Raw genomic sequence first — 13,367 nt, 5'->3', positions numbered from 1 at the left:
AACGCGATGACGCACGGGCCACCCGAGGACCAGCCCGGCCGGGAACGGCCGGAGTACGAGCAGCCCGGGTACGGGCAGCCTGGATACGGCCAGTCCGGATACGGACAGCCTGGATATGGGCCCGAGTACGGACAGCCCGGGTACGGACACCCGCCGGAGTACGGGCAGGCGCCCGGGTACGGGCAGCCGGGGTACGGGCAGGCGCCCGGGTACGGCGGACAGATGCAGCCCTACGGACCCGGGGCGTACGGGGCGTACGCCCCGGTGACGCAGGACGAGCGGACCTGGGCGCTGCTGACCCATCTCGGGCAGCTGGTCCTGTGGTTCGTCTCGCTCGGTTTCCTGGCCCCGCTGCTGGTCTTCCTGATCAAGAAGGACGAGTCGCCGTTCCTGCGCCACCACGGCGCGCAGGGCCTCAACTTCACCATCACCCAGATCATCTACTCGGTGATCAACATCGCGCTGATGTTCGTGCTGATCGGCTTCCTGACCGCGATCGCGCTCGGCATCACGCAGATCGTGTTCCTGATCATCGCGGCGGTGGCGGGCAACCGGGGCGACTGGTACAGGTTCCCGGCGTTCATGGCCTGGCCGATGGTCAAGTGAGGTCGCGGACGACGGCGTCGGCGAGGAGCCGGCCGCGGGTGGTGAGGACGGCCCTGCCGCGTTCGCGGTAGGGCCCGGCCTCGATCAGCCCGTCGCCGATCGCGCGGGCCACCGCCGCGTCGTCCAGCAGCGCGGCCGGGCAGCCGTCGGCGAGGCGCAGCTCCAGCATGATCCGTTCGATCCGGCGGTCGGCGTCGTCCAGGACCTCGCGCGCGTGCGCGGGTGTGACGCCCTCGGCCAGCCGGGCCGCGTAGGCGGCGGGATGCTTGACGTTCCACCAGCGGGTACCGCCGACGTGGCTGTGCGCGCCGGGCCCGACGCCCCACCAGTCGGCGCCGGTCCAGTAGAGGAGGTTGTGGCGGCAGGCCGCGCCGGGGCCGGTGGCCCAGTTGGAGATCTCGTACCAGCGCAGGCCATGAGCGCTCAGCATCTCGTCGGCCATCAGGTAGCGGTCGGCCATCGCGTCGTCGTCGGGGGTGGCCAGCTCGCCGCGGCGGACGCGGGCGGCCAGCCGGGTGCCCTCCTCGACGATCAGCGCGTACGCCGACACGTGGTCGGGGCCGGTGGAGAGCGCCGCCTCCAGGGAGAGCCGCCAGTCCTCGTCGCTCTCCCCCGGCGTCCCGTAGATCAGGTCGAGGTTGACGTGCTCGAAGCCGGCCTTCCGGGTCCAGTCCACGACGAGCGGGACGCGCCCGGGGGTGTGCGTGCGGTCGAGGACCTTCAGGACGTGCTCGCGGGCGCTCTGCATGCCGTACGAGACGCGGGTGAACCCGGCCTCGCGCAGGCCCTCCAGGTACGCCTGGTCGACCGACTCGGGGTTGGCCTCGGTGGTGACCTCGGCGCCTGGCGCCAGCCCGAACTCGGCGTCGACGGCCGCGAGGATCCGGCCGAGGTCGTCCGGCGGCAGCAGCGTCGGGGTTCCGCCGCCGACGAACACGGTCTCGACCGGCAGGTCGGCGTCGCCGAGCACCCGCCGCGCCATCCGCACCTCGGCGATCGCGGTGTCGGCATAGGAGTCGCGGCTCGCGCCCGGGCCCAGCTCGGTCGCGGTGTAGGTGTTGAAGTCGCAGTAGCCGCAGCGGGTCACGCAGAACGGGACGTGGACGTAGAAGGCGAACGGGCGCGTGCCCAGCCCCTCCGTGGCGCCGCGGGGCAGCGCGCCGTCAGCGGGAACGGGGTCACCATCGGGAAGGGTCGCGGGCACCCCTCAAGTCTGCCGTGCCCGGACCCGTGCCCAAGCCGGGCGTGTCCCGGGGCACGGGTTCGGGTTCGGGTTCGGCCCTATGGACCTCGTCGCCGCGTCAGGCGTCGCGGAGCTTGGCGCGCAGCCAGGCCGGGATGTGATCGTCGGAGCGCGGGAAGCGGTCGAGGTCGATGACATAGGCGGCCGGGTCGAGCGCCGGGGTGAAGTCGGGCTCGCCGTCGTAGTCGAACTCGGCGCTGAACCGGCCGGACCTCTCGATGTCGAGGCGGGCGGTGAACCACGCGCCCTTCCCCCGGCGGTACATGACGCGGCGCAGCTCGTCCATCTTGCCGATGGCGTGCCCCGGGGGGAAGGCCTGCCGCATCCCGCCCTCGGAGTCGACGACCTCGAACGAGGCGCTGTCGATGCCGACCGTCGCCCGGAACTCGAAGCCGAGCCGTTCCCAGCCGAACGGCGCGGCGGAGCGCAGCGCGCGGACGGCCCCGTCCACCGTTTCCCGCTCTTTCGGGGAACGCAGAACCTGCTCGGAGTGGGTCACGCTCGAACCTCCGGAACCGTCGCGGCCGCTGCCCTCCGACCGTACCGACATAGCGGCCCGGACCAAGCAGCGGCGCCCGTGTCGCGGCGAACCACCGCGACGCCTCTGGGGACCATACGTGACGATCTTGGCTGATCGCCGCGCAGATCCCCCGTCGTCCCGGCGGCCGGCCGAGCGTCCGGCCGCCCGCCCGGACGGACCGTCGTCCGTTCGCCCCGTCCGACCGTCGCGCCCCGGTACGTCCCGGTGCGTCCGGTGTGTTCGCAGCGCCCGCGCTGTGGCCGGCGGGGGCGGATAGGCTCGGCCGAATGCGGGACGAGGGGGATGTGGGGGCGGCCGTGTACGGGCGGGTGCCCGCGCGCGTGGTGCTGCGCGGCGAACCGGGTGGCTGGCACTACGTGATCGTCGACAAGGCGTCCACCGAGGAGCGGCACGGGCTCGCCGGACCGGGGGTCCGCTGGCGGACCGGCGGCGGGAACGACCCCGAACCCCCGTGGTGGCGCCGCAGGCTCGCCGACGCGGCCGAGGCCATGCGCGAGACGATCGCCTGGCGGCTCACCGACCGGACCTTCGCCGAGCTGGGCGTGGAGGCCGACATCGCCTGGTTCGCGGTGGACGACCCGGTCTCCTGGGAGGGGCTGGTCACGCTCCGCGACCCCGACCCGGCGCGCTTCCCGGGCCGGGCGGCGCCGTTCCTGATCACCCTGGAGCCCGGACGCGGCGCCCTGCTCCCGGACGCCAGCCTGCTGTTCTCCACGCGGGCCCCGGACGTGTGGGCGACCCTCGCCGCGGTCGCCGAGCGATGTGCGACCGCCCCGCCCACCCCGTCGCCGGTGTGCGGCTGGGCGGGGCACCAGGGGGTGCGGGTCGGCCGGGGGCGGCTCGCGCTGTCCACCGAACGCGGCGCGGACGGCGTCGAGCGGCTCGGCGAGATCTTCGGCGCCCGCGGCCCCGGTTGGGGCGGCTCCCCCGAGCTGCGGGTCCGGCTCGACGGCATCGACCTCCTGGACGAGACGGCGGCCGACGTGGTCGCGCTCTTCCGCGAGCTCGGGCATGAGGTGGTCCGGCGAGGCCGGACGGTCCGGCTGCCCGCGCTCGGCCTCATGCTCTCCGAACCCGAACCCGAGCCCACCGCGGACGGGGACGCCGTCCTCGAGGAACGCTTCACCGGGGTGTCGCTCCAGCCGCCGTCCGACGACGCCCCCGCCCCCCGCTGGGCCCGAGGCTGAACGCGGGACGGCTCTCAACCGTCCCGACACTCACGAGGGACCGGTTCTTCACCCGAACGCGACCGCGTCCCTCTAGGTTCGCCGCTCATGAGATGCCGCGTGCGTTACGCCGCCTCCGGCCTCACCGGTGCCCTCGCCGGTGCACTCCTCTACTCCGTCCCCGCCTCCGCAGCCTCCCCGGTCCCCGCAACCCCTGCTGCCTCCGCCAGCACTCTCACCCTCGACCGGGGCGGCCCCGCCCGCTCCCTGTCCTACTCGGCCGGACGGGACGGCGAGGCCGTCATCGCCTTCACCGTCGCCGCGCCCGGCGTCTCCTGGGCTCGTAAGGGAGCCGAGTCCGCAGTGGTGTCGCTGGCCGTGGACGGGCGTCACGTGACCGATCTGGTGGTCCCCTCGTCCGACCCGACACCGCGCAGCCTCGGGCTGGGGCGTCTGCGCCGTGGGAAGCACAAGGTGACTCTGCGCTTCGCCCAAGGCAGCGCCCCGGCCGCACGTCGCGTCGTCCTCACCCGGCCGCAGGTGCGGATGCCGCAGGCGGACCAGCTCGCGCTACGGCACGCGCCCATCGTCGTCGGACGCACCGGCTGGCCGTTCGGCGACCCGTACCAGAACGCGCGCACCGACACCCCGCTGATCGCCTGGCATGAGATCCGGCCCGCCGGCCAGGGCGGGGCCGGCGCCCCTGGCCACCGCGTGCTGGAGTACTCGCTGGTATGGAGCAATGAGGACGGCGGCACCGACACTCCCGCCTTGATGGCCCGCTGGGGACGCACGACCGACATCGAGTGGGTGTACCGCGTCGAGGTGGACGCGTCCGGACGGCGCGTCGCGGACACCGGCGTGTACCAGGCGCCGCAGCATCTGACGCTGAAGTTCACCGGCCGCTACGAGGGCGACCACCCCGTCCTCCAGACCTGCACCGACAACAACAACATGTGCGACGTCGTCAGCCCGGACGCGCCGCTGCGATTCCTGCCGGACGCGTCCGGGACCCGGCCCGCCTCGCGCGCCCGCGAGGTGGTGATGGACCGCGAGCCGTGGACCTACCGGGTCATGGCCCAGGAGATGGTGCGCGAGGCGAAGATCGAGAAGCCGTCCGACCCCGGCACTCGGGAGGTCGGCGACCAGCGCGCCTACCTGTTCATCGAGTTCGCCAAGCGGACCGGCGACGCCGCGGGCGGCGGGTCGGTGCCCGGAGTGACGCTGGGCGTGCGGCTCCGGCGCGATCCGTCCCGCGTCTACCGTTCCGACCACGGTGAACGCACCTGGTCGATCGACCGGGACGGCGCGGTCGCCACCACGGTCGAACTGCCCGAGGGCACCACCGCCGGCGACATCGCGAGCATCGAGGCCGTCCGGCAGCCGGTGGGGCTCGGCGACAACGGCGCCCCCGCGACGGTCACGTCGGTCGGCCGCGGGTTCTTCCTGCGCGGCGCGTACCTTCCGCAGCGGTCGTTCGTCCAGTGGAAGGGATCGGTGACGCTCACCGCCGCGTCCCCCGTCTCCGTCCTCTGGCGGCCCTGACCCGCCACCGCCGTCCGGGATCGCGGCGTGCCGTCACTGCCCGGCCATTCCCCTGAGCAACTCATTTCGGGACGGCACGCCGCAAACAATCTGAAAGCGGGAACCATCGAACTTCGGGCGCGTCCAAAGAGTCGTACACTTCGCCAACAACTCCAGCCGACACCGGAGAGGACACCCGCCATGGCCTACGGGCCTCCCCCGTCACCCGGCCAGGGCCGGCAGCCCGCCTGGCAGCAGTCCGCCTGGCAGCAGCCCGGGCCTCCGCCCCCTCCTCCGGACCCGCAGGGCCGCGGCACCGCGCAGATGCCCGGCCACTTCGGCCCGGTCAGCCACGACGACACGACCTGGTCGCTGATGGCCTACCTCGGCCAGTTCCTGGTCGGCGCGATCGCCCCGGCGATCGTCTACCTCGGGAAGGCCCGCTCGCCGTTCGTCCGGCGGCACGCCGCGCAGGGGCTCAACATCGGCATCGGCGCGTTCGTCGTCTGGGTCGTCGCCGGGCTGCTCTCGCTCGCCGTGAGCCTTCTCATCTGGGTGCCGATCCTCTACACGGCCGCGGTCATGTTCTTCCTGGTGCACGCGGCCAGAGCGGCCAACCGCGGCGAGTTCCGCAGCACTCCCAAGATCATCGCCTGGCCGCTGGTGAAGTGACCCCCGGGCGCGAGTCCGGGGCGATGCGGGTCCGGCGCGGTGCAGACCGTCACCGCGCCGGCCCGTGCACCGCTACTTCCGGCCCTTGTCGCCCGGGGCCTCGCTGCCGGTGGACAAGGCGGCGACGAACGCCTCCTGCGGGACGTCGACCCGGCCGATCGTCTTCATCCGCTTCTTGCCCTCCTTCTGCTTCTCCAGCAGCTTGCGCTTACGGGAGATGTCGCCGCCGTAGCACTTGGCGAGGACGTCCTTGCGGATGGCGCGGATGTTCTCACGGGCGATGATGCGGGCCCCGATCGCCGCCTGGATCGGCACCTCGTACTGCTGCCGCGGGATGAGCTCCTTGAGCTTGGCCGTCATCCGCAGCCCGTACTCGCGGGACTTCTCCTTGTGCACGATCTGGCTGAACGCGTCGACCGACTCGCCCTGCAAGAGGATGTCGACCTTCACCAGGTCGGACTCCTGCTCGCCGCTCGGCTCGTAGTCGAGCGAGGCGTAGCCGCGGGTGCGCGACTTGAGCTGGTCGAAGAAGTCGAAGATGATCTCGGCGAGCGGCAGCGTGTAGCGGATCTCGACCCGGTCCTCCGACAGGTAGTCCATGCCGAGCAGCACGCCGCGGCGGCCCTGGCACAGCTCCATGATCGCGCCGATGTGTTCGCTCGGGGACAGCAGAGTGGCCCGGACGATCGGCTCGTACACGGTGTCGATCTTGCCCTCGGGGAACTCGCTGGGGTTGGTGACGACGTGCTCGGTGCCGTCCTCCATGACCACCCGGTAGACCACGTTGGGCGCGGTGGAGATCAGCGACAGGTCGAACTCGCGCTCCAGCCGCTCGCGGACGATCTCCATGTGCAGCAGCCCGAGGAACCCGCAGCGGAACCCGAACCCGAGCGCCACCGACGTCTCGGGCTCGTACACCAGCGCGGCGTCGTTGAGCCGCAGCTTGTCGAGCGCGTCGCGCAGCTCGGGGTACTGGTCGCCGTCCACCGGATAGAGGCCGGAGAACACCATCGGCTTGGGGTCCTGGTAGCCGCCGAGGGCCACCGGCGCGGGCCGGGCCGAGGTGGTGACGGTGTCGCCGACGCGCGCCTGGCGCACGTCCTTCACCCCGGTGATCAGATAGCCGACCTCGCCGACGCCGAGGCCCGCAGCGGGCTTGGGCTCCGGGGAGATCACCCCGACCTCCAGGGTGTCGTGCGCCGACCCGGTCGACATCATCATGCTCTTGTCGCGGCGGGACAGGTGCCCGTCGATGATCCGCACGTACGTCACCACGCCGCGGTAGGTGTCGTACACCGAGTCGAAGATCAGCGCGCGGGCCGGGCCGTCGGGGTCGCCGACCGGCGCCGGCACCACCTCGACGATCCGGTGGAGCAGCTCGGTGACGCCCTCGCCGGTCTTGCCGGACACCCGCAGCACGTCGGACGGTTCGCAGCCGATGATCCCGGCCAGCTCCGCGGCGTACTTGTCCGGCTGCGCCGCGGGCAGGTCGATCTTGTTGAGCACCGGGATGATGTCCAGGTCGGCCTCGATCGCCAGATAGAGGTTGGCCAGCGTCTGCGCCTCGATCCCCTGCGCCGCGTCCACCAGCAGCACCGCGCCCTCGCAGGCGGCCAGCGACCGGGACACCTCGTAGGAGAAGTCCACGTGGCCCGGGGTGTCGATCAGGTTGAGCACGTACCCGCGGCCGTCCGCGCCGGTCCACGGCAGCCGGACCGCCTGGCTCTTGATGGTGATGCCGCGCTCGCGCTCGATGTCCATCCGGTCGAGGTACTGGGCGCGCATCTGGCGGTCCTCGACCACCCCGGTCAACTGCAACATCCGGTCGGCGAGCGTCGACTTGCCATGGTCGATGTGCGCGATGATGCAGAAGTTGCGGATGATCGCGGGGTCGGTCTTGTTGGGCTCTGGCGCTGGCACCGGGGTCCGTTCACAAACTCGCAGGTGGACAGGGAAATGACGGATCTTGCCGTATCCCATGTTCCCATGGCGGCCGGGATGCTCCGTGCACCGGTCCGGGCGCCGGTTTGGGGCCGGGCGGCGGGATTGGTAAGCTGTGCGTCTGCGTGTGGCGTACCGTCGTGCCTCGGGGCATCGACCGCCCCGTTAAACCGTTCGTTGGAGCCTGCCCCGCGCTGAGGGCAGGCGAGGATCGCAACCAAGGCTGAGGCACTACGACGTGGCTAACATCAAGTCCCAGATCAAGCGGAACAAGCAGAACGAGAAGGCTCGGCTGCGCAACAAGGCCGTGAAGTCCGAGCTGAAGACGGCGATCCGCCAGTTCCGCGAGGCCGCTGAGGCGGGCAATGTCGACGACGCCGTCGCCGCGCAGCGGAACGCCGCCCGCAAGCTCGACAAGGCGGTCAGCAAGGGCGTCATCCACAAGAACCAGGCGGCCAACCGCAAGTCGGCGATCGCCAAGCGCGCCGCCGCACTTCAGGCCGGCTGAGACCAACGCGTTTCCGCGACGGAGCCGCTGTCCCTCGGGGCTGCGGCTCCGTCGCGTTGCCCGCGTCCGGTCCGGGGTGACGCGGTGAGCATGGACCGGCGCCGCCTGGTGAAGATCTCCAAGTATCTCGCCAAGCACCTGCGGCACCGGCCGGAGCGGATCGGCCTCACCCTCGACGGCGGCGGCTGGGCCGACGTCGACGAGCTGCTGCGCCGCGCCGCCGCGCACGGCTTCCCCTTCACCCGCGCCGAGCTCGAGCACGTCGTCGCCCGCAACGACAAGCGGCGGTACGCCTTCGACGCCGCGGGCCTCCGGATCCGCGCCAGCCAGGGCCATTCCGTGGCCGTCGAGCTGGACCTCCCGCCGAGCCCGCCCCCGCCGCTCCTCTACCACGGCACCGTCCAGGAGGCACTGGAGGCGATCCACCGCGACGGCCTGCGCCGCATGGACCGTCACGCCGTCCACCTGTCCCCCGACCGGGAGACGGCGCGGCGCGTCGGCGCCCGCCGCGGACGTCCCGTCGTGCTCGTCGTGGACGCCGCCGGGATGGCCGCCGCGGGGCACCGGTTCCAGGTCAGCGCGAACGGCGTGTGGCTGGTGGACGCGGTGCCGGCCGAATATCTGCGCTGATCAGCTCCCCGGCCTCCGCCCACGTCCGGGGTTTGCGCACCCAGTCCGGCGCCGGACGCTTCTGCGGGCCGAAGAGGTACCGGTACGGGACGATCTCCCGGATCGCCCGGTGCACGTCCACCCGGTCGTCGATCATGTGGGTGATGCCGAGCCCGGCGCAGTGCCCGGCCTTCTCCGCCCGCTTGCGGCAGAACCGCACGTTGCCGCGCGGGATCCCGGTCCGCGCGTAGAAGTCGTGGTGGTCGAGCCAGGCCAGCGTCCGCCGCCGCACCCGGTCCCCGCACTTGGAGATGATCCAGGCCCGCCCGCCGAACGCCGCGACGAGCTCGGGGAGGACCTCGTACACGCCCTCCGTGGCCGGCGAGCGGAGCGCCTCCTCCTCGTCGCCGTCCAGGAAGACGGTGTCGGCGCCGCCGTGCACGAGCGGCCCGCCGTGGATGACCCGCCCGAAATCGACGCCGAGCCGGAGCTGGTTGGTGTTCATGTGTTCAGGCTGACGTCCCCGCTGCTCAAACTGAACTATGCATCGACCCGTGGGCTATAGTCCACGCCTATGGATCTGGCCAGGGTGTCCACCGACGCGCTGGCCTCGTTCGCCGTCTTCGCCGACCACCTCAACTTCACCCGGGCCGCCGCGGAACTGCACATCTCCCAGCCGGCCCTGCACGTCAAGGTGCAGAAGCTCGCCGCCGCACTGGGCCGTCCGCTGTACCGGCGCGAGGGCCGCCGGCTGGGGCTCACCCCCGAGGGCGAGGCCGTGGCCCGCTTCGCCCGCGAGCTCGACGGCCGCGTCGCCGCGTTCCTCGCCGAGATCCACGGCACCTCCCCGTCCCGCGTACCCGTCCTGGCCGCCGGTGAGGGCGCCTACCTCTACCTGCTCGGCGACGTCGTCCGGGCCGTCCCCCGGCCCCGTCTGATCAACGGCGACCGAGCCAAGACGCTGACCGCCGTCCGCACCGGCCGCGCCGACCTCGGCGTCGCGGTCCTCGACGTCCTGCCCGCCGACCTGCACGCGGTACCGCTGGCCGCGTACCCACAGGTCCTGGTGATGCCCGAGGACCACCCGTTGGCCGCCCGCCCGCACCTGAGGCTCACCGACCTGTCCGGTTCGTCCCTGGTGGTGCCCCCGCCCTGGGGCCCGCACCGAATCACCCTGGAACGCGCCCTGCGCGCGGCCCAGGTCCCCTGGTCGGTGGCGGTGGAGGCCGCGGGCTGGCCTCTGCTGCTGCACTTCGTGTCACTGGGCGTGGGGCTCGCGGTCGTCAACGGCTGCGTCCGCCCTCCCCCCGGCCTCGTCCAGAGGACGATCACCGACCTCCCCCTCGTCCAGTACCACGCCCTCCACCTCCCCGACCGCACCGGCGACCCTCTGGTACGGAACCTCCTCGCCACAGTCCGCGCCCAACTCCCCTGACCCGGCCGGCCCCACATCGGCAGCACCCGACACCACAGCCAACGGTCGGCGGATCACGCGGGTGGTCAGCGGATCGAGCCTCCGGTCAGCGGGCTGCGCGGGCGGTGACGATGTCGGCGACGGTCTTCTCCAGCGCGTAGGCGGTGTCAGCGGCGCCGCCCTTGACCTGGGCGTCCGCTTCGGCCACCGCGGTGATCGCGCGGGCGACGCCCTCGCCGGACCAGCCGCGGAGCTGGCGCTGCACCCGGTCGACCTTCCATGGCGGCATGCCGAGGTCCTTGGCCAGGGACGCGCCGCGGGCGCCACGTGGGGCACCGCCCACCTTGGCCAGGCCGCGGACCCCCTGGGCGAGCGCGCTGACGATCAGTACCGGTGCGACGCCGGTCGCGAGCGCCCATCTCAGCTGTTCGAGGGCTTCGGCGAGCTGGCCCTCGATCGCCTTGTCCGCGACGGCGAAACCGCTGACCTCGGCGCGTCCACGGTAGTAGCGGGCGACCGCGGCGTCGTCCACCTTGCCGCCGGTGTCGGCGACGAGCTGGCTGCACGCGGCGGCCAGCTCGCGCAGGTCGTTGCCGACCGCGTCGAGCAGCCCGCGGGCGCCGTCGGTGGAGATCTTGCCGCCGTGCCGCCGGATCTCGGCGCGGACGAAGTCGATCCGCTCCCCCATCTTGGTGACCTTGGGGCAGGCGATCTTGCGGGCGCCCAGCTTGCCCAAGCCGTCCACCAGCGCCTTGCCCTTGGCCCCGCCGTGGTGCACCGCGACCAGCGCGACGTCGGCGGCGGGCGTCCGGGCGTACCTGAGCACTTCGGCCGAGAGGTCCTTGCCGAGGTCCTGCGCGGCCCGCAGCACCAGGACCTTGCCGCCGCCGAACAGCGACGGCGAGGTCAGCTCGGAGATCCGGCCGGGCTCCAGTCCGCCGGGGGCCAGGTCGATCACCTCCGTCTCGGGGTCGTCGGCGCGCGCGGACGCGGCGATGTCGGCGATCGCCCGGTCCACGAGCAGCTCTTCGTCTCCGACGATCAGGGTGATGGGATCGGCTGGCACTCCTGAAGCATGCCACGCCGCGCCCCCTGATCGCGCCGTCTCATCGGCGGGGGACGACGGACAGGCCGCCCGTCGTGCGGACCACCGCGACGTCGCCCTCCTGGTCGGTGCGGTGGACACGCGATCCGAGACTTCGCAGGCGGTCGACCGTCGACGGCGCGGGGTGGCCGTAGTCGTTATCGCGGCCGACGGAGATGAGCGCGACCGAGGCATGCGCGGCGGCGAGGAAGGCCGGATCCTGGCTGCGGGAGCCGTGGTGCGGCACTTTGATCACCTGGACGGCGGGCACGCTGCCGGCCAGCGCCCGCTGCGCGTCGGCCTCGACGTCGCCCGCGAGCAGTGCGCTGAATCCCGGACGGCGGGCGACCAGCACCACGCTGGCGTCGTTCACCGTGGTCCCGTCGTCGCCGGGGGCCAGCCGTGGGCCCGCCGACAGCGGGCCCAGCACCGAGAGGGTCAGGTCGCCGACGCTCCAGCGCTGGCCGGTGAGCGCCTGCCGGACGACCAGGCCGGAGGTGAACCTGGCCTCGCGGCCGGGGCCGCGCGGGGTGGTCAGGACGGCGTGGACGGCTCGATGGCTCCTGACGCCGGCGACTCCGTCGACGTGATCCGCATGGGGATGGGTGAGGACCAGTAACGGCACGTCCCGGATGGCGAGCCGTTCCAGGCAGCCCTCGACGAGCCGTGGATCGGGACCGGTGTCCACCACGACCGCGCGGCCCGGACCGGCCGCCAGGGCGAGAGCGTCCCCCTGGCCGACATCGCAGGCGACCAGTGCCCAGCCGGGTGGTGGCCATCCGGGAGCGAGCAGCCGCAATCCGACGACCGCGATCAGGACACCGGCCATCGCCGCCACCGCGACCAGGCGCAACCGTCGGCTGCGCAGGATGAGGACCGCCACGACAGCGGCGGCGAGCAGCGCCACGGCCCCGAGCCCGCCGCCCTTCCAGGGGATGGTGGCGTACGGGAGCCTGGCCGCCGTGCGAGCGATCCACACGACCCACGCCACGGCCAGCCCCGCGGGCCACACCACCAGCCGGGCCAGCGTGAGCGAGACCAGCGCGGTCACGGCGCCCAGCGCGCCGAGCAGGGTGGCCGGGGCCACTGCGGGTGCGGCCAGCAGGTTGGCGGCCACCGACACCACGCCCACCTCGCCGGACAGCATCACCAGAACGGGCGCGACGGCGACCTGAGCGGCAGCCGCGACCGCCAGGGCGTCGGCCAAGGGGCCGGGCAATCGGCGGCGCAGCCGCTCCCGCCATGGTGGCGCGAGGACCAGCAGCCCTCCTGTCGCCAGGACCGACAGCGCGAATCCGTAGGAGCGGGCGAGCGTCGGGTCGATCAGCACCAGCAGCAGCACGGCCGCGGCCAGCGCGGGCAGCCCCTGGCGCCGCCGGCCGGTAAACAGCGCCAGCAGGCCGATCAACCCCATCACCGTGGCCCGCAGGACGCTGGGTTCGGGACGCGCCACCACGACGAAGGCGAGCACTGCGAGCACGGCCACCGGAGGGGCCCGCCGCCGTCCCAGGCCGGCGAACCGGCACAACCCCAGCACCGCGCCGATGACGATCGCCAGATTCGCGCCGGACACGACCAGCAGGTGGGTGAGCCCGGCGGTGCGGAAGACCTCGGCGAGATCCGGATCGATCCGGGACGTGTCGCCCACGACCATGCCGGGCAGCACTCCGCGCTGATCGGCGGGAAGCCGGTCCACCGACCGGCGCAGCCGCGCGCGAACCGTCTCGGCGGCGCGCTGGAGGGGCGAGGGCGGCCCGAGGACGGACGGTGGCCCGCGCACGACCACCACGGCGGCCAGGAGGTCGGCGCTCCGGGGTGTGCCGAATCTCCCCTTGAGGCGGGCCCGCTGGCTGGGCAGCAGTTCGAGCCAGCGCCGGTCGGACGCGATCAGCAGCACCGGCACGCGGACCTCGGTCCGCCGTCCCGGCTCGAGCACGGCCTCCACGCGCGCCCGGATGAGGATCACCGGTCCCGCCCGTCCCCGCTTCGTCTGGGGATCCCCCGTGACGACGGCCTCGGCCGACGCGCGATGCCCGGCACGAGCGAGCTCACGGACCGG

General features: G+C 72.9%; 13 protein-coding genes. 7 read left to right on the top strand and 6 right to left on the bottom strand.

Features of this window, described 5'->3' with window-relative positions:
• The first annotated feature begins 6 nt into the window (after window positions 1-6).
• Window positions 7-606: a DUF4870 domain-containing protein gene (locus OHA34_RS34345; protein ID WP_285937153.1), complete on the top strand. Its 600-nt coding sequence runs from the start codon at window positions 7-9 to the stop codon at window positions 604-606.
• Here OHA34_RS34345 and hemW read toward each other — a convergent pair.
• Both hemW and OHA34_RS34335 read right to left on the bottom strand, forming a co-directional pair.
• Window positions 599-1,810 (bottom strand): radical SAM family heme chaperone HemW, encoded by a 1,212-nt coding sequence (gene hemW, locus OHA34_RS34340; protein ID WP_285937154.1) that lies wholly within the window; start codon window positions 1,808-1,810, stop codon window positions 599-601. The two genes, OHA34_RS34345 and hemW, sit on opposite strands and share 8 nt — an antisense overlap.
• A gap of 97 nt (window positions 1,811-1,907) precedes the next feature.
• Entirely contained in the window at window positions 1,908-2,348 is a 441-nt protein-coding gene (locus OHA34_RS34335; RefSeq protein ID WP_285937156.1) for a hypothetical protein, read from the bottom strand.
• 308 nt (window positions 2,349-2,656) lie between these two features.
• Here OHA34_RS34335 and OHA34_RS34330 point away from each other — a divergent pair, with 308 nt between their 5' ends.
• From OHA34_RS34330 to OHA34_RS34320, 3 genes are all read left to right on the top strand, one after another.
• Window positions 2,657-3,577, top strand: coding sequence for a hypothetical protein (locus tag OHA34_RS34330; RefSeq protein WP_329519996.1), 921 nt, complete (start codon window positions 2,657-2,659; stop codon window positions 3,575-3,577).
• A gap of 99 nt (window positions 3,578-3,676) precedes the next feature.
• Window positions 3,677-5,101 (top strand): hypothetical protein, encoded by a 1,425-nt coding sequence (locus tag OHA34_RS34325; RefSeq protein WP_329519995.1) that lies wholly within the window; start codon window positions 3,677-3,679, stop codon window positions 5,099-5,101.
• Between the two features lie 180 nt (window positions 5,102-5,281).
• Window positions 5,282-5,752 (top strand): DUF4870 domain-containing protein, encoded by a 471-nt coding sequence (locus OHA34_RS34320; protein ID WP_285937159.1) that lies wholly within the window; start codon window positions 5,282-5,284, stop codon window positions 5,750-5,752.
• A 72-nt stretch (window positions 5,753-5,824) separates the two neighbouring features.
• Here the strand turns inward: OHA34_RS34320 and lepA are convergent, their stop codons facing one another.
• Window positions 5,825-7,672: a translation elongation factor 4 gene (gene lepA, locus OHA34_RS34315; RefSeq protein WP_285937160.1), complete on the bottom strand. Its 1,848-nt coding sequence runs from the start codon at window positions 7,670-7,672 to the stop codon at window positions 5,825-5,827.
• Window positions 7,673-7,931: 259 nt separating this feature from the next.
• On the opposite strand from lepA, the gene rpsT reads away from it, so the two are divergent.
• Entirely contained in the window at window positions 7,932-8,201 is a 270-nt protein-coding gene (gene rpsT, locus OHA34_RS34310) for a 30S ribosomal protein S20 (RefSeq protein WP_285937161.1), read from the top strand.
• A gap of 90 nt (window positions 8,202-8,291) precedes the next feature.
• On the top strand, window positions 8,292-8,831 hold the full coding sequence (locus tag OHA34_RS34305) for an RNA 2'-phosphotransferase (RefSeq protein WP_285938570.1): 540 nt from the start codon (window positions 8,292-8,294) through the stop codon (window positions 8,829-8,831).
• Here OHA34_RS34305 and OHA34_RS34300 read toward each other — a convergent pair.
• Window positions 8,776-9,315: a hypothetical protein gene (locus OHA34_RS34300; RefSeq protein ID WP_329519994.1), complete on the bottom strand. Its 540-nt coding sequence runs from the start codon at window positions 9,313-9,315 to the stop codon at window positions 8,776-8,778. The genes OHA34_RS34305 and OHA34_RS34300 overlap by 56 nt on opposite strands.
• 69 nt (window positions 9,316-9,384) lie before the next feature.
• On the opposite strand from OHA34_RS34300, the gene OHA34_RS34295 reads away from it, so the two are divergent.
• On the top strand, window positions 9,385-10,245 hold the full coding sequence (locus OHA34_RS34295) for a LysR family transcriptional regulator (protein ID WP_285937163.1): 861 nt from the start codon (window positions 9,385-9,387) through the stop codon (window positions 10,243-10,245).
• A gap of 85 nt (window positions 10,246-10,330) precedes the next feature.
• Here the strand turns inward: OHA34_RS34295 and holA are convergent, their stop codons facing one another.
• Entirely contained in the window at window positions 10,331-11,290 is a 960-nt protein-coding gene (gene holA / locus OHA34_RS34290; RefSeq protein ID WP_285937164.1) for a DNA polymerase III subunit delta, read from the bottom strand.
• A gap of 40 nt (window positions 11,291-11,330) precedes the next feature.
• Window positions 11,331-13,274, bottom strand: a complete 1,944-nt coding sequence (locus OHA34_RS34285; protein WP_329519993.1) for a ComEC/Rec2 family competence protein — start codon at window positions 13,272-13,274, stop codon at window positions 11,331-11,333.
• Window positions 13,275-13,367 lie beyond the last annotated feature (93 nt).

Source organism: Spirillospora sp. NBC_01491 (genome assembly GCF_036227065.1).
Classification (GTDB): Bacteria; Actinomycetota; Actinomycetes; order Streptosporangiales; family Streptosporangiaceae; genus Spirillospora; species Spirillospora xylanilytica.
The sequence above is the reverse complement of the archived record's forward strand: the minus strand, read 5'-3'. Positions and strand labels throughout refer to the sequence as shown.

Coding starts and splice junctions, on each gene's coding strand:
- OHA34_RS34320 (WP_285937159.1), top strand. CDS start 5,282: ATGGCCTACGGGCCTCCCCCGTCACCCGGCCAGGGCCGGCAGCCCGCC.
- OHA34_RS34295 (WP_285937163.1), top strand. CDS start 9,385: ATGGATCTGGCCAGGGTGTCCACCGACGCGCTGGCCTCGTTCGCCGTC.
- OHA34_RS34300 (WP_329519994.1), bottom strand. CDS start 9,315: ATGAACACCAACCAGCTCCGGCTCGGCGTCGATTTCGGGCGGGTCATC.
- OHA34_RS34305 (WP_285938570.1), top strand. CDS start 8,292: ATGGACCGGCGCCGCCTGGTGAAGATCTCCAAGTATCTCGCCAAGCAC.
- OHA34_RS34345 (WP_285937153.1), top strand. CDS start 7: ATGACGCACGGGCCACCCGAGGACCAGCCCGGCCGGGAACGGCCGGAG.
- OHA34_RS34330 (WP_329519996.1), top strand. CDS start 2,657: ATGCGGGACGAGGGGGATGTGGGGGCGGCCGTGTACGGGCGGGTGCCC.